This window comes from Micromonospora sp. SCSIO 07396, assembly GCF_053667945.1.
In genome coordinates this window covers 5599598-5619420 of record NZ_CM132210.1, presented here as the reverse complement: position 1 = coordinate 5619420, position 19823 = coordinate 5599598, and the positions used below count along the sequence as shown (strand labels likewise).

19 protein-coding genes are annotated in these 19823 nt (G+C 73.6%); 7 read left to right on the top strand and 12 right to left on the bottom strand.

Annotated elements, in window-relative coordinates; all coding sequences use genetic code 11:
* Positions 1 to 112: 112 nt before the first annotated feature.
* From ACWCHM_RS24285 to ACWCHM_RS24260, 6 genes are all read right to left on the bottom strand, one after another.
* The gene (locus tag ACWCHM_RS24285) at positions 113 to 1114 is read right to left on the bottom strand and encodes a MupA/Atu3671 family FMN-dependent luciferase-like monooxygenase (RefSeq protein WP_204962056.1); all 1002 of its coding nucleotides are present in this window, start codon (positions 1112 to 1114) and stop codon (positions 113 to 115) included.
* Positions 1105 to 2400: a condensation domain-containing protein gene (locus tag ACWCHM_RS24280; RefSeq protein WP_454219950.1), complete on the bottom strand. Its 1296-nt coding sequence runs from the start codon at positions 2398 to 2400 to the stop codon at positions 1105 to 1107. The genes ACWCHM_RS24285 and ACWCHM_RS24280 overlap by 10 nt, the downstream gene beginning before the upstream one ends.
* On the bottom strand, positions 2397 to 4103 hold the full coding sequence (locus ACWCHM_RS24275) for an AMP-binding protein (protein ID WP_454219948.1): 1707 nt from the start codon (positions 4101 to 4103) through the stop codon (positions 2397 to 2399). Before ACWCHM_RS24275 ends, ACWCHM_RS24280 begins: the two co-directional genes overlap by 4 nt.
* Positions 4100 to 5815, bottom strand: a complete 1716-nt coding sequence (locus ACWCHM_RS24270) for a non-ribosomal peptide synthetase (RefSeq protein WP_454219947.1) — start codon at positions 5813 to 5815, stop codon at positions 4100 to 4102. Before ACWCHM_RS24270 ends, ACWCHM_RS24275 begins: the two co-directional genes overlap by 4 nt.
* 158 nt (positions 5816 to 5973) lie before the next feature.
* Complete coding sequence (locus ACWCHM_RS24265; protein ID WP_204962052.1) at positions 5974 to 6570, bottom strand: ATP-dependent Clp protease proteolytic subunit; 597 nt, start codon at positions 6568 to 6570, stop codon at positions 5974 to 5976.
* 137 nt (positions 6571 to 6707) lie between these two features.
* Positions 6708 to 7235 carry a helix-turn-helix domain-containing protein gene (locus ACWCHM_RS24260; RefSeq protein WP_454219946.1) on the bottom strand — a complete coding sequence of 176 codons (528 nt, stop codon included), beginning with the start codon at positions 7233 to 7235 and terminating at the stop codon, positions 6708 to 6710.
* Positions 7236 to 7506: 271 nt separating this feature from the next.
* Here ACWCHM_RS24260 and ACWCHM_RS24255 point away from each other — a divergent pair, with 271 nt between their 5' ends.
* On the top strand, positions 7507 to 8523 hold the full coding sequence (locus ACWCHM_RS24255) for a potassium channel family protein (protein ID WP_204962050.1): 1017 nt from the start codon (positions 7507 to 7509) through the stop codon (positions 8521 to 8523).
* A 137-nt stretch (positions 8524 to 8660) separates the two neighbouring features.
* Here ACWCHM_RS24255 and ACWCHM_RS24250 read toward each other — a convergent pair whose 3' ends face one another.
* The 3 genes from ACWCHM_RS24250 to ACWCHM_RS24240 form a co-directional block, all read right to left on the bottom strand.
* Positions 8661 to 9695, bottom strand: coding sequence for a 2-oxoacid:ferredoxin oxidoreductase subunit beta (locus tag ACWCHM_RS24250; RefSeq protein WP_454219945.1), 1035 nt, complete (start codon positions 9693 to 9695; stop codon positions 8661 to 8663).
* Entirely contained in the window at positions 9688 to 11535 is a 1848-nt protein-coding gene (locus ACWCHM_RS24245) for a 2-oxoacid:acceptor oxidoreductase subunit alpha (protein WP_454219943.1), read from the bottom strand. Before ACWCHM_RS24245 ends, ACWCHM_RS24250 begins: the two co-directional genes overlap by 8 nt.
* Before the next feature lie 307 nt (positions 11536 to 11842).
* Positions 11843 to 13228 carry a hypothetical protein gene (locus ACWCHM_RS24240; RefSeq protein WP_454219942.1) on the bottom strand — a complete coding sequence of 462 codons (1386 nt, stop codon included), beginning with the start codon at positions 13226 to 13228 and terminating at the stop codon, positions 11843 to 11845.
* 142 nt (positions 13229 to 13370) lie between these two features.
* Between ACWCHM_RS24240 and ndhC the strand changes: the two genes are divergently transcribed.
* Complete coding sequence (ndhC, locus tag ACWCHM_RS24235) at positions 13371 to 13748, top strand: NADH-quinone oxidoreductase subunit A (RefSeq protein WP_204961893.1); 378 nt, start codon at positions 13371 to 13373, stop codon at positions 13746 to 13748.
* Between the two features lie 84 nt (positions 13749 to 13832).
* On the opposite strand, the gene folP is transcribed toward ndhC, so the two are convergent.
* Entirely contained in the window at positions 13833 to 14702 is an 870-nt protein-coding gene (folP, locus tag ACWCHM_RS24230; RefSeq protein WP_454219941.1) for a dihydropteroate synthase, read from the bottom strand.
* A 189-nt stretch (positions 14703 to 14891) separates the two neighbouring features.
* Here folP and ACWCHM_RS24225 point away from each other — a divergent pair, with 189 nt between their 5' ends.
* The 5 genes from ACWCHM_RS24225 (at position 14892) to ACWCHM_RS24205 (ending at position 18144) form a co-directional block, all read left to right on the top strand.
* Positions 14892 to 15497: a DivIVA domain-containing protein gene (locus ACWCHM_RS24225; protein ID WP_454219940.1), complete on the top strand. Its 606-nt coding sequence runs from the start codon at positions 14892 to 14894 to the stop codon at positions 15495 to 15497.
* Positions 15494 to 16012 carry an SRPBCC family protein gene (locus ACWCHM_RS24220; protein ID WP_454219939.1) on the top strand — a complete coding sequence of 173 codons (519 nt, stop codon included), beginning with the start codon at positions 15494 to 15496 and terminating at the stop codon, positions 16010 to 16012. The genes ACWCHM_RS24225 and ACWCHM_RS24220 overlap by 4 nt, the downstream gene beginning before the upstream one ends.
* Before the next feature lie 137 nt (positions 16013 to 16149).
* Positions 16150 to 16746 (top strand): DNA-3-methyladenine glycosylase I, encoded by a 597-nt coding sequence (locus ACWCHM_RS24215; RefSeq protein WP_454219938.1) that lies wholly within the window; start codon positions 16150 to 16152, stop codon positions 16744 to 16746.
* A complete protein-coding gene (locus tag ACWCHM_RS24210) occupies positions 16743 to 17327 on the top strand; it encodes a hypothetical protein (RefSeq protein ID WP_454219936.1) in 585 nt (194 codons plus the stop codon). Before ACWCHM_RS24215 ends, ACWCHM_RS24210 begins: the two co-directional genes overlap by 4 nt.
* A 64-nt stretch (positions 17328 to 17391) precedes the next feature.
* Complete coding sequence (locus ACWCHM_RS24205; RefSeq protein WP_422753491.1) at positions 17392 to 18144, top strand: SDR family NAD(P)-dependent oxidoreductase; 753 nt, start codon at positions 17392 to 17394, stop codon at positions 18142 to 18144.
* A gap of 35 nt (positions 18145 to 18179) precedes the next feature.
* Here ACWCHM_RS24205 and ACWCHM_RS24200 read toward each other — a convergent pair whose 3' ends face one another.
* Together ACWCHM_RS24200 and ACWCHM_RS24195 are read right to left on the bottom strand one after the other, a co-directional pair.
* The gene (locus ACWCHM_RS24200; RefSeq protein WP_454219935.1) at positions 18180 to 18971 is read right to left on the bottom strand and encodes an enoyl-CoA hydratase/isomerase family protein; all 792 of its coding nucleotides are present in this window, start codon (positions 18969 to 18971) and stop codon (positions 18180 to 18182) included.
* A gap of 4 nt (positions 18972 to 18975) precedes the next feature.
* Positions 18976 to 19794: a PaaX family transcriptional regulator gene (locus tag ACWCHM_RS24195; protein ID WP_204961903.1), complete on the bottom strand. Its 819-nt coding sequence runs from the start codon at positions 19792 to 19794 to the stop codon at positions 18976 to 18978.
* Positions 19795 to 19823 lie beyond the last annotated feature (29 nt).

Here is a 19823-nt window from a genome sequence, read left to right as displayed (position 1 = left end):
CCTTCGATCGGCGGACGGCGGGTGTGGGCACCGGCCGGCGCGGAGGCGGCACCACCGGGCGGGCGGTGGCGCAGGCGCTGCCGGTGCGCGCGGGCCGGGGCCGGCGTCGGGGTCACCGCCCGACCAGCCGGGCCAGGTGGGTGAGGCCGGACCGGGTGGCCTCGGCCGGCACGCCGAAGTCGACCAGGCAGGCGACCTCGTCGACGCCTGCGTCGGCGAGCCGGCGCAGGGTACGGGCGCAGGTCGGCACCGAGCCGAAGAGCCCGCGTTCGATGAGGAACCGGTCGAGCACCCGGCCGATGAGGAAGTCCGCCTCGTCGTCGGTGACGGTGCTGTCGTGAAACGGGGAACCCGGCAGCATCCCCGCCACGAGGTCGAGCGAGGACCGCAGATACCTGGTCATCGGCTCCCGGGCCAGCGCGGCCACGCCCGGGTCGTCAGGTCCGACGAGGGTGTGCAGCATGAGGGTGACCTGGCCCCGCCCGGGGTGCAGCCGCCGGTACCGCGCGATCTTGGGACGTAGCTCGTCGAGGCTCTGGGTGAGCAGGTGGGTCAGGACGCCGACGCCGAGCCGCCCGGCGAGTTCGAAGGTGGCCAGGTCACCGGCGCTGGTGAGCCAGACCGGCAGGTCGGTCTGCACCGGCTTGGGGAACGCCTCGACGTCGACGAGACCGCCGGCCCCGTCGGGCCGGGACGTCGTGCCACCCCGCCACAGGGCGCGCACCTGGTCGATCAGCTCCGGCAGCGCCGCCCTGCGGTGCGGGTACCGGTCGGGGGCGAGGACGAAGTCGACGGCGTGCCAACCGGAGGCGAACGCGACCCCGGCCCGGCCGTGCGAGATCCGGTCCACCACCGCCCACTCCTCGGCCACCCGCAACGGGTCGTGCAGCGGGAGCACGACACTGCCGGCGCGTACCCCGACCCGCCTGGTGACCGCCGCGACGGCGGCACCGGTCACCGCCGGGTTCGGGTAGGGGCCGCCGAACTCGTGGAAATGCCGCTCCGGCGTCCAGACCGCGGTGAAGCCGTGCCGGTCGGCGAACCGTGCACTGTCGAGCAGCAGGTCGTGGGCGTCGCCGTCGCTGGCGGAGAAGAAGAACAGGCTCAGGTCCACGGGGGCGGCTCCTGCGGCGGCCGGACGACGGATGACTCCGGCGCGGCGAGGCTGCGGTCGAGCCTGGCCAGGACGTGGTCGATCAGGGTGCCGGCCCGGCGGCGTGCCCCGGTCGACGCCGGGAACTGGAACGTGACCCGGGTCTGCTCACCGTCGGCGATCATGACGTGCAGGGCGTTGCGGGCGACCCCGTTGAACGGTGACCAGTCCACGGTGGTGGTGAGGCCGGGGAAGACCGGGCCGGGGGCGATCCGCCGGTAGCTGACCGAGACGGCGGCGGTGGCCAGGAACGGCCGCGTCCCGGGCCGGCACATCGCCAACGGGACCGTACGGTGGGCGTAGAGCTGGCGCAGGCCGGCGCGGACGGTCGCCAGCGCCGCCGCGTACGGGCCGGCCGGTGGGGTGGGGAGGGTGAACGGAAGCTCGTTGACGTACATGCCGATCCGGCCCGCCTCGGCCGGCGTACGCGTCGACAGTTCGAGCGCGATCGAGGTGGGCCCGTCGGCGGGGGCGAGACAGCAGGCGAGCACGGTGAGCAGCAGCTCGAACCGGGTCGCGGCCAGGGCGACGGCCGCCGTGGCCAGCAGCGTACGGGTCCGGGGGGTGAGGGTCCGGACGACCCGGTCGCCGGGCCGCGCACCGCCGTCGCGGGGCAGCTCGACAGGTCGCGGAGGGTTCCGCCACCAGTATTCGGCGGCCGCGACGACCAGGTCCTCCGACGGCCGGTGCGCCCCGGGGCCGGCGGGCTCCCCGTGGTCACCGGGGTCGGTGGGCTCCCCGGGGTCGGTGGGCCCACCCGGCCCGGCGGGGTGCGCCGCCGTCGCCGGGGCGTCGTGGCCGTAACAGTCGGCCAGGTCCCGCAGCAGCACGTCCTTGGACCGGCCGTCGACGATCAGGTGGTGGGCGGCCAGGACGAGCACCCCCCGGTCGTGGGCGGGGGCGAACCACCAGACCCGGGCCAGCGGCCCGGCCGACAGGTCGAACCGGGTTCGGGTGGCCCGCTCGACCCGCCCCCGGAGGGTCCCGTCGGTGACCGGTTCGACGGTGAGAATCAGCGGGTGCTCGTCGACCGCCAGCCAGGGCAGGCCGTCGAGGTTGTGGCAGCCGGCGGTCAGCAGCGGATGTCGCGTGGCCAGCGCCGTGCAGGCCCGCGCCAGCCGGCCCACGTCGAGCGGGCCGCGCAGGTCGGCGGTGACCGCGACCGTGTACGCCGGCCCGAGGGCGGCCACCTGCTCGTTGAACCAGACGCCCCGTTGCAGCGGTGAGGTCGGCACGAGGTGCGTCACGGTGAGTCGGCGATCCGGTCGGCGATCCAGGCGGCCTGCTCGGCCAGGCCGGGCCGGGCGTACAGGGCCGACACCGGGGTGGGGACCGCGAACTGGTCGGCGACGAGGCGGGCCAGCCGCAACGCCGACATCGAGTTCCCGCCCAGGGCGAGGAAGTCGTCGTCACGGCCCACGGCGGCCACGCCGAGCACGGTGGCCCAGATGTCGGCCAGGTGCCGTTCGACCACGGTCTCCGGGGCGGCGGTGGCCGTCGACCCGACCGGCGGGAAGAGGTCGCGCAGCGCCCGTACCACCACCTTGCCGCCGTCGTTGCGCGGCAACGCGGCCACGCAGACGACCCGCTGCGGGATCTCCGCACCGGACAGCCGGCCGGCGAGAAAGGTCCGCAGGTCGGCAGGTACGGCACCGGTACGGGTCACCAGTACGGCGGCGGGCCGTTCGCCCAGCACCGGGTCGGCGAGGGCGGTCACCGCGCAGTCCCGGACGTCGGGGTGCTCGCGCAGCGCCTGTTCGACGGTGAACGGGGAGACCGTCGTCCCGCCGGTGTGGATGGTCGACGAGTCGCGGCCGGCGAGGTGCAGGTAGCCCTCGTCGTCGAGCCGGCCCCGGTCGCCGGTACGGGTCCAGCCGTCGCGGAACGTCCCGGTGTCACCGCCGTCGAGGTAGCGGCGCGGCGGCGCGGCGGACCCGATCCAGACGTGACCCACCTCGCCCGTGGGGACCTCCCGACCGGCGTCGTCGGTGATCCGTACCGGGCCCCGGCCGACGGCGTCCGGGCGTCGGCTGTCGAACACCATCGTCGTCCGGGCCGGTGCGGCCTCGGTCGAGCTGTAGGTGTTGACGATGGTGGCGTACGGCAGCGCCTCGGCGAGGGCCCGGGCGACGGACCCGGGCAGCACGTCGCCGGTGGTCCCCACGAGCACCACCGACGACAGGTCCCGACTGTGGAGTTCGCCGGAGTCCAGCAGTTCCCGGGCCATCGCCGGGACGAGGAACAGGGTGCCGACCTGGAACTCCTCGACGGCGGCACCGACTTCGGCGGCGTCGAACCGGGGCATGACGAGCGCGGCGGGTTCGGCGGTCAGGCCGGTGAGGAGCATGGTCTGGGCGGCGTTCGTGCCGAGCGGGAACGCGTGCAGGAAGTGACGGGAGTGGGCGAGCTGCCGCCGGCCGGGTGTGGCGTCGTGCCCGTGGGTGAGGTTGCCGTGGGTGGCGACGACCGGCCGGGCCGACCCTTCGGTTCCCGAGGTGAAGATGATCTGGGCCGGGCCGGCCGGGGTGGCCCGGTCGGGGACGGCGTCGGCGTTGGCATCGGCGTCGGCCGGCCCGCGCTGCCAACCGCCCAGCTCCGGGGGCACGGCGCAGCCCTCCCGGATGGTCCCGACCGCCCCGGCGACGGTGACCCGGTCGACGAGCTGCCCCGGCGGCAGCCGGGCCGACAGCGGCACCGCCACCCCACCGGCCCGGAGCACGCCGCAGAACGCGGTGGCGAACCCGAACCACTCCCGTTCGTCGAAGAGCAGCGCGACCCGCTGGCCGACCCGTAGCCCGTCGGCGGCGAGCGCGGCGGCGAGCGCGTCCGTCGACCGGTCCCACTGCCCGAAGGTCAGGGTCGAACCGTCCGGGTGGCACAGGGCGACGGCGTCCGGGGTGTCCGCCGCGCGCTGCCGCAACAGGCCGGGCACGGTCGACCTGCCGTTCATCGGGCGTCCGGCGTCCGACCGCCGGCCACCGCCGCGATCCGTCCCACGGTGCCGGCCCGCACGATCTCCTCGATGGTGAGCCGGATGCCCAGCCGCCGTTCGATCCGGAACGCGACCTGGGTGGTCAGCAGCGAGTGCCAGCCCACGTCGGTCAGGTCGTCGTCCAGGCCGACCCCGTCGACGCCGACCAGCTCCTCCACGATGGCGGTGATCGCGCGTTCGGTCGGGGTGTGTGGCGGTCGGGGTCGCGCCGGCACCGCGAGCTGCCGCCTGTCCACCTTGCCGGCGGCGGTGAGCGGCAGGGCGTCCACCACCACGACCACGTCCGGCACCAGGTGGGCGGGGACGGCACGGGCGAGGGCCGCCCGTAGCGCCGTGCCTGAGGGTCGGTAGCCTGGTGCCGGCACGACGTGCGCCACCAGCGACACCGGATCGGCGTCCGCCGGGACGGGGGAGACGGCCGCCGACCGGACCCCGGGCAGCCGGCGCAGCGCCGCCTCGACGCCCGCCGGTTCGACCCGGAAGCTGCGTACCTTCACCTGCGTGTCGAGCCGACCGAGCAGGTGGACCGTGCCGTCGGCGTCCCGGCGGGCCCGGTCCCCGGTGCGGTAGGAGCGGTGCCCGTCGAGCATGCGGAACCGTTCGGCGGTGAGGTCGGGGGCGTCGAGGTAACCGCGTGCGACGCCGGCACCGACGATGACGAGTTCACCGGGCCGGCCGTCGGCGACGACCTGCCCGTCGGGGTCGACGACGAGGACGTCGTACCCGGCGATCGGACGGCCGACGGGCACGTGTTCGCCGGTGGTGTCGGCGCGGGTGACCCGGTGCAGGGTGCTGGCCACGGTGGCCTCGGTGGGCCCGTAGCCGTTGACCAGCTCGCACCGGTCGACCCAGCGACGCGCCGTGGCCGGCGACAACGCGCTGCCGACGCTGAGCACCGTGCGGAGCCGGGGGAGGTCGTCCTCCGGCAGGGTGTCGAGCACGGCGGCGGGCAGGACGGCGTGGGTGACGGCCCGCTCCGCCAGCAGCCGCACCAGCGGCGCACCGACAAGCGACTCCGGGTCGGCGACCTCCAGCGGGCAGGCGGCGCCGAGACCGAGCAGGAGTTCGAAGATCCAGCCGTCCGCCGCCGGGCCGGAGTGGAGCAGGACGCGGGCGTCGTCGCCGAGTTCACCGAACCAGCGACGCTGGGCCGCCAGGAGGTTGGCGACCGCGTCGTGGCCGATCATGACCAGTTTCGGGGTGCCGGTCGTGCCGGCGGTGGGGATGACGTAGGCCAGCCCGGTCGGGTCGACGGTGGCCGGCAGGGCACCCGGTGGCGTCGGACCGGGCCGGGTCGGGTCCACCTGACGCATGCCCGGGGCCCGGTGGAGCGCGGACGTCGACACGACCACCGTGGCGTCCGCCGCCGTCGCGACCGCCTGGTTCCATGACGGCGGGCTGGCCGGGTCGAGCGGGAGCAGGACGCCGCCGCTGCGCCAGGTGGCGAGGGCCGCCGTGACGAGGGGGAGGCCGCGTTCCAGGACGACCGCGACCATGGTCGCCGGCCCGACTCCGGCTCCGGCCAGCGTCCCGGCGAGTCTGTCCACCCGCTGTTCCAGTTCGGCGTACGTGACCGTTGCGGTCCGGTCGGCCAGGGCCACCCGGTGCGGGAAGCGGCGGGCGAGGATGGAGACCCGGTCGCTCACCGGGGCGAAGTCCGTGTCGCTCAACGGCGACCCCCTCGTCGACCTACCGAGCCATGCACACCTATCTATGGGTGAGGCTGTCACGACGTTGTCGGCGGGTCAAGGCGCGACGGCCGGCGGCACCCGCCGCCGGCCGTCGGCACGTGCTCCCCCGGGCCGGCACCGTCCCGGGGCAGCCACGGTCAGCCGGGAAGCTGGTCGACCCGGGTGAGCACCTCGTCGATCAGGCCGTACTCCCGGGCCTGCTCGGCGGTGAACCAGCGGTCCCGGTCCCAGTCGGCCTGGATCTCGTCGAGGGTGCGCCCGCTGTGCCCGGCGATCAGCTCCTGCATGGTCCGCTTCACGTGCAGCATGTTCTCCGCCTGGATGGTGATGTCGGCGGCGGTGCCGCCCATCCCCCCGGACGGCTGGTGCATCATGATCCGCGCGTGCGGCAGGGCGAACCGCTTGCCGGCGGCCCCCGCGCAGAGCAGGAACTGCCCCATCGAGCCGGCCAGCCCCAACGCCAGGGTGGCCACGTCGTTGCGGACGTACCGCATGGTGTCGTAGACGGCCATGCCGGCGCTGACCGAACCACCCGGCGAGTTGATGTAGAGGTAGATGTCCCGCTTGCTGTCCTCGGCGGCGAGCAGCAGGATCTGCGCACAGATCTGGTTGGCGGAGGCGTCGGTGACCTCGGTGCCCAGGAAGATGATGCGTTCGCGCAGCAGCCGCTCGAAGACCTGGTCGCCGAAGGCCGGCTGCCCGCCGTCCAGCATGCGCACGTCGTACCCGATCATGGTGACCACCCTCCGCGTCGCCGGTGGGCGACCTCGCTCCGCCCCGGGAACCGGCGGGTCCAGCCTGCGCCGCCGGGCGGTCACCGGCCCAGCCTTTCTGCCCCCGGCAGATCCGCCGTCGGCAGAACCCGGCCGGCCTACCCGACCGGCAGCCGCCGCCGGCCCGTCCGGGCCCACCGCCGCGCCGGCACCCTGGCGGTACGCGCAGCGGGGCGGGCGGTCGACGCCACGGCGACCACCCGGACGGGCGTGGCGACCCTCGTCACCGCCAACCCGGCGCCCCCGACGGTCGACGGCACCCCGCCACCCGGACGGCCGGACCCGACGGTGGGCCGACCGATCGACAGGTGGGCGGTGGTGCCGTCGCGGCGGGCGGTCGGCACCCGGTCCAGCCGGGCCAGGCTGCCGCCCGGCGGCACGGGGACCCGACGCTCGACCCGGCGCAACTCGTCGCGGGCCTCTTCGAGCAGGTCGGACAGGTTGATCCCGAGCGCCCGGCAGATCGCCGCCAGCACCTCGGAGGAGGCCTCCTTACGCCCACGCTCGACCTCGGAGAGGTAGGGCAGGGACACCCCGGCGGCGGCGGCCACCTCGCGCAGGGTGCGGCCCTGACGCAGTCGTACCCGGCGCAGCACCCCGCCGATCACCCGACGCAGCAGCGACATGCGGGCCTCCTCGTGGCCGGTGTCCCGGGACCCTCCCATCATGCCCCGTCGGTGGCCCCGGCACCGGCCCGGCGGGGTCACGACAGGCCGACCGCATCGGCGGGCCCGGGGAGCCCGGCACCGGCGGTGGCCCGGCCGGTCACCTCACCCCGGCCGGTGCAAGGTGACGGGGTGCTCACCGTTGGTGCGGGTCGTCGGCCCGGCGGGTCGACCGGCCCGCCAACCGCTATGTTGTGCTCGTGCAGGCGACCCAGGGGGAGCAGGACCGACCGTGATCCATTTCCCGGCGCAGCGGCGGGGTCCGCTCAGCGCGTTGAGTCTCCGCCTGGCTGCCGCCCTGGGGCTGGTCCTGGTCACCGTCGCGGTGGTCTATCTGGACCGTGGCGGCTACCGCGACGTGGACGAGAACGGGCTGACCCTGCTCGACTGCTTCTACTACGCGGTGGTCACCCTCTCCACCACCGGGTACGGCGACATCACCCCGTTCGACCAGTCGGCCCGGCTGGTGAACGTCCTGTTCATCACCCCGGCTCGGGTGATCTTCCTGATCATCCTGGTCGGCACCACCCTGGAAGTCCTGACCGAGCAGTACCGGACCGGCCGTCGGCTGGGGCGGTGGAGGAGAACCGTGAAGGACCACGTCATCATCTGCGGCTACGGCACCAAGGGCCGCAGCGCGGTCTCCGCCCTGCTGGAGAACGGGTTGGACAAGTCCCGGATCGTGGTGGTGGAGCGCAACGGGACGGCGCTGCGGCAGGCCACCTCGGCCGGACTGGTCGCCATCGAGGGCTCTGCGACCCGCTCGTCAGTGCTGGAGGAGGCGCACGTCCGCAACGCCAAGGCGGTCATCATCGCCACCGACAGCGACGACGCCTCGGTGCTGGTGGCGCTGACCACCAGGCAGCTCACCGCCGGCCAGGTACGCATCATCGCCGCCGTACGGGAGGCCGAGAACGCCCCGCTGCTGCGGCAGAGCGGCGCGCACCACGTGATCGTGTCCTCGGCGACCGCTGGTCGGCTGCTCGGCCTCTCGACCTCCGCGCCGCCCCTGATCGACGTGGTGGAGGACCTGCTCACCCCCGGGCAGGGCATGGCGCTGGCGATGCGTTCCGCCGAGCGGCACGAGGTCGGTAAGTCCCCCCGCGAGCTGGAGTCCCTGGTCATCGCCCTGGTACGCCGCGGCAAGGTGGTCACCCTGGCGGACAAGGCCGGCGCGGTGATCGAGACCGGCGACATGCTGGTGCACGTGCGCGACGACCGCCCCACCGCCACCGCCACCGCCTCCTGAGCCCGGCCGGCCGGCCCCTGCTCTCCGGCTGGCCGCTCCTGACGCCGGCCGGTGCGCCTGACACCGCTGGTCTTCCCCACCGACGAGTGGCCGGCCCCCGACGCGGGGAACGGCCACTTCGACGTGTCGGCGGACGACTAGCTGATGGTCCAGGTGTCGCCGGTGTGGAGGAGGGTGGTGAGTTGTTGTTCGGGGGTGTCGGTGGTGGTGTTTTTGGCGGTGGTGATTTGGTGTTGGACGAGGGTGTCGTAGGTGGGGCGTTGGGTTTGGCGGAGGATGCCGATGGGGGTGTTGCGGTGGTCGGGTTGGGGGAGGCGGGTGAGGGCGAAGGCGTAGGCGGGGTCGGTGATGGTGGTGTCGTGGGTGACGATGTCTTGGGGTGGGGTGGTGGCGGTGTCGCGGATGTCGAGTCCGAAGCTGTGGGGTGGGTGGACGAGGCAGTGTTGTTTGTTGCGGCCGAAGGTGATGGGTTGGCCGTGTTCGAGGGGGATGAGGTAGTCGTCGCGGGTGTCGGGTTGTTTGAGTGGGTCGAAGGCGCCGTCGTTGAAGATGTTGCAGTTTTGGTAGATCTCGACGAAGGCGGTGCCGTGGTGTTGGGCGGCGGCGCGGAGGATGGTTTGGAGGTGTTTGCGGTCGGAGTCGATGGTGCGGGCGACGAAGGTGGCTTCGGCTCCGAGGGCGAGGGAGAGGGGGTTGAAGGGGGCGTCGGTGGAGCCGGCGGGGGTGGATTTGGTGATTTTGCCGGTTTCGCTGGTGGGGGAGTATTGGCCTTTGGTGAGGCCGTAGATGCGGTTGTTGAAGAGCAGGATTTTGAGGTTGACGTTGCGGCGTAGGGCGTGGATGAGGTGGTTGCCGCCGATGGACAGGGCGTCGCCGTCGCCGGTGACGACCCAGACGGACAGGTCGGGGCGGGTGACGGCGAGGCCGGTGGCGATGGCGGGGGCGCGGCCGTGGATGGAGTGCATCCCGTAGGTGTTCATGTAGTAGGGGAAGCGGGATGAGCAGCCGATGCCGGAGATGAAGACGGTGTTTTCGCGGGGGATGTTGAGTTCGGGCATGAATTGTTGGAGGGCGGCGAGGATGGCGTAGTCGCCGCAGCCGGGGCACCAGCGGACTTCCTGGTCGGATTTGAAGTCTTTGCCGGTGAGTTTCAGGGCGACGGGTTCAGGCATTTTTGCAGACCTCTTCCAGCATCGTCTCCAGTTCGGCGGCGGTGAAGGGTAGGCCGCGGACCTGGTTGTAGGTGATCGCGTCGGTCAGGTATCGGGCGCGGATGATCTGGGCGAGTTGGCCGAGGTTCATCTCGGGGATGACGACGCGGTCGTAGGCGGAAAGGACGTCGCCGAGGTTGGCGGGCAGGGGGTTGAGGTGGCGTAGGTGGGCTTGGGCGATGGGTTGGCCGTGGTGGCGCAGGGTGCGGCAGGCGGCGCCGATCGGGCCGTAGGTGGAGCCCCAGCCGAGCACGAGGGTCCGGGCGGTGCCGTCGGGGTCGTCGACGTCGAGGTCGGGCACGTCGATGGCTTCGATGCGGGCGGCGCGGGTGCGGACCATGTAGTCGTGGTTGGCCGGGTCGTAGGAGATGTCGCCGGTCTTGTCGGCTTTTTCCAGGCCACCGATGCGGTGTTGCAGGCCGGGGGTGCCGGGCACGGCCCAGGGACGGGCCAGGGTGTCCGGGTCGCGTAGGTAGGGTAGGAACGTGACGCCGTCGTCGCCGTTGGGGGCGGTGGCGAAGTCGACGCGCAGGTCGGGCAGGTCGTCGACGTCGGGTAGCAGCCAGGGTTCGGAGCCGTTGGCGACGTAGTTGTCCGACAGCAGGATCACCGGGGTGCGGTAGGTCAGGGCGATCCGGGCGGCCTCGAGGGCGGCGTGGAAACAGTCCGAGGGGGACTTCGCGGCGATCACCGCGACGGGGGCCTCACCGTGGCGGCCGTGCAGGGCCATGTTCAGGTCCGCCTGCTCGGTCTTCGTGGGCAGGCCGGTGGAGGGGCCGGCGCGTTGCACGTCCACGATGACCAGGGGGAGTTCCAGGGCGACGGCCAGGGAGATCGTCTCGGATTTCAGGGCGACACCGGGGCCGCTGGTGGTGGTCACTCCCAGGGCGCCGCCGTAGGAGGCGCCCAGAGCGGCGCCGACCGCGGCGATCTCGTCTTCGGCCTGCATGGTGACCACACCGAGCCGCTTGTGTTTCGACAACTCGTGCAGGATGTCCGACGCCGGGGTGATCGGATACGCGCCGAGGAACACCGGCAGACCCGACCGCACCCCCGCCGCGACCAACCCCAACGACAGAGCGGCGTTACCGGTGATGTTGCGGTAGGTGCCCGGCACCATCTTCGCGGGTTTCACCTCGTACCGCACCGAGAACGAATCCGTCGTCTCGCCGTAGTTCCAGCCCGCCTTGAACGCCGCGATGTTCGCCGCGACCAGATCCGGCCGCTTGGCGAACTTCCGCTCCAGAAACCGTAGGGTCGACTCGTACGGGCGGGAGTACATCCACGACAACAACCCCAGGGCGAACATGTTCTTCGCCCGCTCGGCGTCCTTCTTCGACACCGACAACTCCGCCAACGCACCCACCGTCATCGACGTCAACGCCACCGGATGCACCACAAACCCATCCAGAGTGTCGTCCTCCAACGGCGACACCGCATACCCGACCTTCGTCAGGTTCCGGCGGGTGAACTCATCGGTGTTCACGATGATGTCCGCACCCCGACGCAGATCACCCACATTCGCCTTCAACGCCGCCGGGTTCATCGCGACCAACACGTTCGGCGCGTCCCCCGGCGTCAAAATATCGTAATCAGCGAAATGCACCTGGAAACTCGACACCCCCGGCAACGTCCCCGCAGGCGCCCGAATCTCCGCCGGGAAATTCGGCAACGTCGAAATATCATTACCCAACTGCGCCGTCTCCGAGGTGAACCTGTCCCCCGTCAACTGCATCCCGTCACCCGAGTCACCAGCAAACCGGATCACCACCCGGTCCAACTGACGGATCTGCTTGGTCACGCCTGCACCTCGCTTCGCTCGGCCCCGCCGCGCGTGCGGCTGCACATGATGGTGACCCCGCCTTGCCCGGCCACGCGACCTCCCTGATGCGCCGCTGCGCCCGGTCCGCCCGTGGCGGGCCGGACCGCTGTCATCTCTCGCCTCCGAGCCTACGTCCCGGGCTTAGGGCATCCTTGGTGGAGGTCCGACACCTGGGAACCTGGTCGGCGAAATCTGTACGACTATGCGGCGATTTGTGGTGCCCGCCGTAATCGATATCACCGCGATCGTCCGGCTGGCCCCTGCGCCCGCCCCGACCGCCTGACGGTCAGTCCGGCCGTCCCGTCGGCGGCAGGTCCCCCGCGACCTCGGCCGAGCGCCGGCGCAGCGCAGCGGTCGCCAGCCCGAGGGCCAGCACCACCAGCAGGACGGAGGCCGTGATCAGCGCGAGCGCGGTCCGCCGGGCGGAGGACATCCCGCTCAGCGTGACCGTCCCGCCCTGCGCCGCGATCAGCCCCTGTGAACCGGTCGGCGCGGGCGTGGCCACCGGTGGGGTGGACAACGCGGCGGCGGCGGTGATCCGGAAGCTCATCTGGACCTGCCGGGCCGGCCCGCTCTCCGGGGTCAACCGGCCGGTCAGCGCCCCGGCCAGCGGGGCCTCGCGTTGGGCGTCCGGGGTGGCGGCGACGGTGAACCGGAGCAACTGCGTCCGCCCCGCCGGCAGCATGCCGAGGTCGCAGCGGGTACGCGTCGGAGCCAGCGGCGCACAGCCGTCCGGCGGGTCCAACACGCTGACCCCCTCCGGCAACGTCACCTCGACCCGCCCGGCGGCCGGCACCCGGCCGGTGTTGCCCAGCTGGGCCGTCAGCACGGTGGGCCCGCCGCTGATGTCGAAGGCCACCTCGTCGGCATCGAGCAGTATCCCGGGCACCGGCGGGCCGGCCGGGAAGAGCACCGCGAACCCCTCGTCGTCCTGTGCGGTGCCGCCGTCCGGGCCGGTCGCGGTGACCCGTACCGCGCCGCTGAGGGGCATCTGCCGCCAGGCGGTGCCGCTGACCCGTACCCGGATCATGCTGCTGAACTGGTCGCCTGGCGCGGTGGCCCACTCGCCGCAGTGCCATCCGTCGCCGGTGGCCCCGCACCCCGGCGTCCCGGCGTCGGTCAGCCCGGCCGGCAGCGTGTAGGCCAGCCGGAGCCGCGCCGGCACGGACCCGGTGTTGGTGACGGTGACCCGCAGGTCGGTGACGGTGCTGCCGGCCGCCCAGTAACCGTCGTCGAGGGTGACGTCCCCGGTGCCCACCTGGACCCCGAGCCGGCCGCCGTCCGGCTGGCCGGGGCGGGTGGGCCGGCCGGGCCGCGGCGGCCGGGCGGTCGGCGCGGTGGTGGCCGTGGGTGCGGGCGCGGTGGTCGGCGGCGGCGGGGTGCCTGTCGGTTCCGGCGCGGCGGTGGTCGGGTCCGGGTCCGGCGGCAGCGTCGGTGGGGCGCTGGTCGGGCCCGACCCGGTCGCCGTCGGCTCGACCGCAGGCGTGGTCGGGCCGCCGGGGGTCCCGGCGTCGGTCGGGTCGGTCACCGCCCTGGTCACGGTGGGTAGGGCCGCCAGGCCCGGCGTCACCCCGAGCGTGACCGCCAGCCCGGCCGCCAGGGTCACCACCGCCAGAGCGGGGGTACGCCGGGCGAGGAGCCGCCGGACGGCACGCGCGTCCACGCCGGGCATCTGACCTCCGTGACCCTGGGTGAGAGTTCATTATTCGGTAACAGTTGCGGCGGGGCACTAGTTCCGGTGGAAAATATTCGGTGACGGTCGGGCAGCCCTCGCCGCGTCCCGTACGGCCCGCCGACCGGTAGGCTCAGCCACCGTGACCGGTTACCTGGGCTCGTACGCGACGCTCGGGCTGCTGCTGCTCGCTGCGGTCCTCTTCTTCGTTACGGCGTTCTCGGCCAACCGGGTGTTACGTCCCGGCCGGCCGGCCGACCCGGTCGGCAAGCGGGCCGGCTACGAGTGCGGCCTCGATCCGGTGGGCGGCGACTGGGCGCAGATGCAGATCCGCTACTACGTGTACGCGTACCTCTACGTGCTGTTCGCCGTCGAGGCGGTCTTCCTGTTCCCCTGGGCGATGGTCTTCGACCGGCCCGGGTTCGGCGCGGTGACGGTCGCCGAGATGGGCGTCTTCGTGGCCGTGGTCGCCCTCGGCATCCTCTACGCCTGGCGCAAACGCATCCTGAACTGGACCTGACCGCCGCGCTGGCCGGGCCGGACCCGACCACCGCACCGGGCCCCGACCACCCGTGCCGGCCGGGCCGGGTCGCCCGGTGACCGGTCAGGCCAGGCCGCGCCGGCTGAGCGTCGGTGGGCGGTCGCCCCGGATCGAGGCCACCATGTCCAGCACCCGCCGGGTGGGCAGCACCTGGTGGGCGCGGAACACCCGTGCGCCGAGCCAGGCCGACACCGCCGTCGCGGCCAGGGTGCCCTCCAAGCGCTGCGGCACCGGCAGGTCGAGCGTCTCGCCGATGAAGTCCTTGTTCGACAGCGCCACCAGCAGCGGCCAGCCGGTGCCGGCCAGCTCGTCCAACCGGCGGGTGATCTCCAACGAGTGCCTGGTGTTCTTGCCGAAGTCGTGCGCCGGATCGATCAGGATGCCGTCGGGGCGTACCCCCAGGGACACCGCGCGCTCGGCGAGCCCGGTCACCGTCGCGACCACGTCGGCGACCACGTCGGTGAAGGCGGCCCGGTGCGGCCGGGTCCGGGGAGTCAGCCCACCGGCGTGCGAGCAGACCAGCCCGACGCCGGTCTCGGCGGCCACCCGGGCGAGCGCCGGATCGGCCCCGGACCAGGTGTCGTTGAGCAGGTCCGCGCCGGCCGCCACCGCCTCGACGGCCACCTCGGCCCGCCAGGTGTCGATCGAGATGACCACCTCGGGGAACGCGGCCCGGACGGCGGCGATGGTGTCCACCGTCCGGCGGATCTCCTCGGCCACGTCGACCTCGTCGCCCGGCCCGGCCTTCACCCCGCCGATGTCGATGATCTCCGCGCCCTCGGTGACCGCCCGTTCCACCGCGCGCAGGGCGCTGTCCTGGGCGAAGGTGGCGCCCCTGTCGAAGAACGAGTCCGGCGTCCGGTTGACGATCGCCATCACCACCGGCTCGCCCGGGGCGAAGCTCCGCTTCCCGAGTCGCAGCGCCCCGGCCAATTCCGCCTCCCGCAGGTCACCGGCCGGACGACCCGGCCGACGCCGACGCTATCCGGTCGCCCGACCCGCCTCCGGGGCGGTACGACCCCGACGACCCGGCCCGCCGCCGGGCCGTTCCGGCCAGAAGATCGGTGACGATGATGGTGGTTGGGGTCGCTCCGGAGGGTGTCCCCGTGCCACGATCTCCTCATGGGTCAGACTCTGCTCATTCTGGTCGTCGCGTTGACCGTGGCGGCGGTCGTGTTCGGCGTGACGGTGCTGATCTCGGGTCGGGACGGCCTCGCGCCCGCCGAGCCCGACGGCAGAGCCGTCCCGCTGCCGGGTGGCCGGCCGCTGCGGGAGTCGGACGTCGGCGCGCTGCGCTTCGACACCGCCCTGCGCGGCTACCGGATGGACCAGGTCGACCAGGCGGTGCGCCGGGCCGGCTACGACATCGGGTACAAGACCGAGCTGATCGGGGTGCTGGAGGCCGAGATCGCCGCGCTGCGGGAGGGCCGTACCGCCGACGCCGACGCGCTGCGCCGCACCCGGGAGGAGGCCGCCGGCACCGCGCCCGACGACTCCCCGACGCCGGCCGACCCCGATGTGCCCGCCGACCCCGACGGGCCGGCCACCGGGGCCGCGACGACGCAGCCACCGGCCGGTGCTGTCCGCCCGTCCACCGGGACGACCCACCCGACCGCCGACCCGCCGACCGAGGCGACCGCCACCGACGACCCGCCGGCCGACGACCGCCCTGGGGAGTCCGACGCCGACCGTCCCGGCGGCGCGGTGGTCCGCTCGGAGCCGGTGTGACAGGTCCCGGTCCGGCCGGCGGCGGGTTGGCCGACGACGCGGCCCAGCCCGGTGCCGGCGAGTTCACCGCCACGGTGATCGTCGACGCCCCCGCCGAACGGGTCTTCGCCGCGCTGACCGACTGGGAGGGGCAGTCCGACTGGATTCCGCTGACCCGGGTCCGGGTGGTCGAGGGCGACGGCGGCGAGGGCAGCCTGATCGAGGCGGTCACCGCGCTCGGCCCGGCGGCGCTGCGCGACGAGATGCGGGTGGTCCGGGTCGACGCGCCGTACGAGGTGGGCGTGGTGCACTGCGGCCGGCTCCTGCGCGGCCCGGGGGTGCTGCGCTGCACCCCGCTGGCCGACGACCGCACCCAGGTGGTCTGGCACGAGTGGTTCCACCTGCCCGGCGGCGCGGCCGGCCGGGTCGCCTGGCCGCTGCTCTGGCCGGGCTCCAAGGCCAGCCTGACGCTGGCCCTGAAGCGCTTCGCCCGGCTGGTCGAGTCCGGCCGGCTGCCCCGCCCGCCGACGCCCTGACGCCCCGGCGTGCGGCCGGCCGGCCGCCCGTCCGGCCACGCCCTGACGTGCCCCGGAACGAGGCCGGCGGGGGAACGCCGGGCCGTGCCACCCGGCCCCGACGCCGGGTGTCAGGCCCCTGGCCTAGCGTGTGACGGGTGACTGACCTGGTGATCGGCCCCGACGGCCTGCCCCGCTGCGCCTGGGGGGCGAGCACCCCGGACTACGCGATCTACCACGACACCGAGTGGGGCCGCCCGCTGCGCGGCGACGACGCCCTTTTTGAACGGCTTACCCTGGAGGCGTTCCAGTCCGGGCTGTCCTGGCTGACCATCCTGCGCAAACGCCAGGCGTTCCGGCTCGCCTTCGCCGACTTCCGGATCGAGCGGGTCGCCGCCCTCGGCGACGCGGACGTGACCCGGCTGCTCGCCGACGCGGGCATCGTCCGCAACCGCGCCAAGATCGAGGCGGCGATCGCCAACGCCCGCGCCGCGCTGACGCTGCCCGACGGGCTCTCCGCGCTGCTCTGGTCGTATGCGCCACCGCCCCGGCCGGCCCGGCCCGGGTCGTTCGCCGAGGTGCCGGCGTCGACCCCGGAGTCCGTCGCGCTGGCCAAGGCGCTGAAGAAGCAGGGCTTCCGCTTCGTCGGCCCCACCACGGCGTACGCGCTGATGCAGGCCACCGGCATGGTCGACGACCATCTCGCGGGCTGCCACGCCGGCACCGCCGTGGCCCGTGATCAGATGGGGTCATGACCGTGACCGATCACCGCAGCACCGGCCCGACCGACGTCGACGGCGGGCCGGACGGCGACGCCTGGGCGGTGCTGCTGCCGGCCGGGCGGCACGACGCCGAACGCCTCGTCCACCACGACACCCTGGAGCTGGCCGTCCCGGCCGGTGGGCCTGCCCCGCGTCCCGGTGACCCGGTGGCGGTGCTGGCCGACGGGCCGCCCCGGCTGGTGGCGTTGGGCCGGGTGGCCCGCCACGACGGGCGGGCGCTGCTGGTGACCTACACCCGGCGGTCGTTCGACGCGCCGGTGCCGGCCGGGCAGGTGTCCGTCGCCGGCCCGGTCACCCCGCTCGACCCGGGCACCTACCGCGACCTGGTCGACCGGCTCGGCCCGCCGCCGTCGCGCCGGACCTGGCTGGTCAGCCTCGACCTGCCGATCGAGGCCGAGTCGCGGGCCGAGGCGGTCCGGCTCTTCTGGTCGTACGTGCAGGAGCTGGGCCCGGCCGAGCTGCCCGCGTTCGTCTCGCCCAGCGGCGACGAGCTGGCCATGCAGGCGTTCGTGCTGGGCGTCGAGGCCAACCAGGCCCCGGAGGAGGACGACTAGCCGCCCACCCACCGGGTATGGCGCACCGGTGCCGACGCCCGGTCGGCCGGTCGAGGGAGGGCCGATGCGGTTCCAGGACAAGGTCGCATTCGTCACCGGTGGTGCCTCCGGGCTCGGCGAGGCCACCGCCCGGCGGTTCGCCGCCGAGGGCGCCCGGGTGGTGGTCGCCGACATCAACACCGAGGGTGCCGAACGGCTCGCCGCCGACCTGCCCGACGCCCTCGCGGTCACCGTCGACACCGGTGACGCCGACGCGGTGGAGCAGGGCGTCGCCGAAGCGGTGCGGCGCTACGGCCGGATCGACCTGATCTTCAACAACGCCGGAATCGACGGCCGGCAGCAGCCCCTGCACGAGATGGACGTCGAGAACTGGCAGAAGGTCCGCCGGATCAACGGCGACGGGGTCTTCCACGTGCTCAAGTACGGCATCGAGGCGATGCTGCGCGGCGGTGGCGGCGCGATCGTCAACACGTCGTCCACCACCGGCCTGGCGGCGCAGGAGAACATCTCCCCGTACACCTTCACCAAGGCCGGCATCGTCGGGCTGACCCGGTCGGCGGCGGTGGAGTACGCGGCCCGCGACATCCGGGTCAACGCGGTCGCCCCCACGGTGGTGATGACCCCGCTGGTGCAGCACTTCATCGACAGCGCGCCGGACCCGGCGGAGATGCGGGCCCGGATGGAGTCGTTCAACCCGAAACCCGGCATCCCCAGCCCGGACGACGTGGCCGGCGTGGTGCTGTTCCTCTGCTCCGACGACGCGGCCTGGATCACCGGCCACACGGTGCCCATCGACGGCGGGTACGTGGCGCGCTGACGGCCGGCATGTCGTCGCGCGCCCGGCCGGCCGGCTCAGTTGCCCTGGAAGACCGGCTTCTGCTTGTTGACGAAGGCGAGGGTGGCGGCCCGGTGATCGGCGGTGCCCCCGCAGATCGACTGGGCCTGCGCCTCGGCGGCGAGGGCGTCGGCGAGGGTGCCCGCGTCGGCGATGGAGAGCTGCCGCTTGATCGCCCCGTACGCGACGGTCGGGCCGGCGGCCAGCCGGGCGGCCAGCTCGTGCGCGGTGGGCAGCACCTGCTCGTCGTCGTCGACCAGCCGGGTGAGCAGGCCCAGCCGGGTCGCCTCGGCGGCGTCCACCGGCTCGGCGAGCATCAGCAGCTCGACGGCCTTGGCGTGGCCGACCAGCCGGGGCAGCGTCCAGGACGCCCCGGTGTCGGCGGCGAGACCCACCCCGGCGAAGGCCATCAGGAACTTCGTCTTCGGCCCGCCGATCCGGAAGTCGGCCAGGAACGCCAGCGAGGCGCCCGCCCCGGCGGCCATGCCCCGGACGGCGGCGACCACCGGCTTGGGCAGGTTGGCCAGCCGGGCGGCGATCGGGTTGTAGTGCGCCCGGACGGTGTCCAGCGGGTCGCGGCCCGGCGACTCCAGGATCTGCACGTGCTCGCGCAGGTTCTGGCCGGCGCTGAACGAGCCACCCGACCCGGCCAGCACCACCGCCCGGCAGGACCGGTCGGTCTCCAACGCGGCCAGCGCGTCCCGCAGCGCCTCCTTGAGCGCCACGTCGAGCGCGTTCATCGCGGTGGGGCGGTTCATGGTCAGGGTGACCACGCCATCGGTGCGGTCGACGAGCAGTGGCTCGGTCACGTCTCTAACGGCCCTTCTGTCGGGGGACCCGGTTGCCGGCGTCGAGGCACTGCTCGACGTACCGGTCGGCGGCCGGCCGGAGCCGGGCGGCGTGCCGGTCGAAGAAGCTGGCGGCGGCGGTGCCGGGCCAGCGTTCGGGAAGCAGTGCCGGAGGGAGTTGAGGGTCCTGGAACAGGAAGGTACGCCACGCGTGCACCAGCCGGAACCGGGCCGCGTACGCCTCCTCGTCACCACTGCGTACGGTCACCCCGGCGAGCTGGGCGCGCTGCTCGGCGACGAACCGTTCGTAGGCGTGCCCGATCTCGCCGAGGTCCCAGGCGCGACGGACCACGCCCATCGCGCCGGGGGTGCCGGCGGCGTGCGCGGCGGTGAACCGCTCGTAGCGCACCCCGGCCTCCTCCAGCAGCAGGTCGACGTCGTCGCTGGCCCGGGTGGCCACCCAGGTGTGCTCGTCGAGGGTGCCGTAGCCGAGGAAGCTGAGGTTGGCGGCGAGCCGCTGCCGGTCCCGCCGGGCGGTCGGGGTGGACAGGACGAGCAGGTCGAAACGCCCGTCCCAGGTGATCCGGCCGGTGCGGTAGATCCGGGCGGCGGCCTCGTCGAGCCGACGGACCGCCTTCGGTGTGATCGAATATCCGGGGCCGGAGGCGAGCCGCAGCGGCTCCAGCCAGCCCTGGCGCACCATCCGGGAGACGGCGGTCCGGACGGCCGGCGGGGCGACGCCGAGCGGGGCCAGCAACTTCACCAGGGCGGCGACCGGTGCGCGCCCACCCCGCGTGCGGAGATGGTCGCCGTACAGGTCGAAGAGTGCCGACCGTGCCTGCATGACCGCACATTGTGACAGGCCTTCTCAAG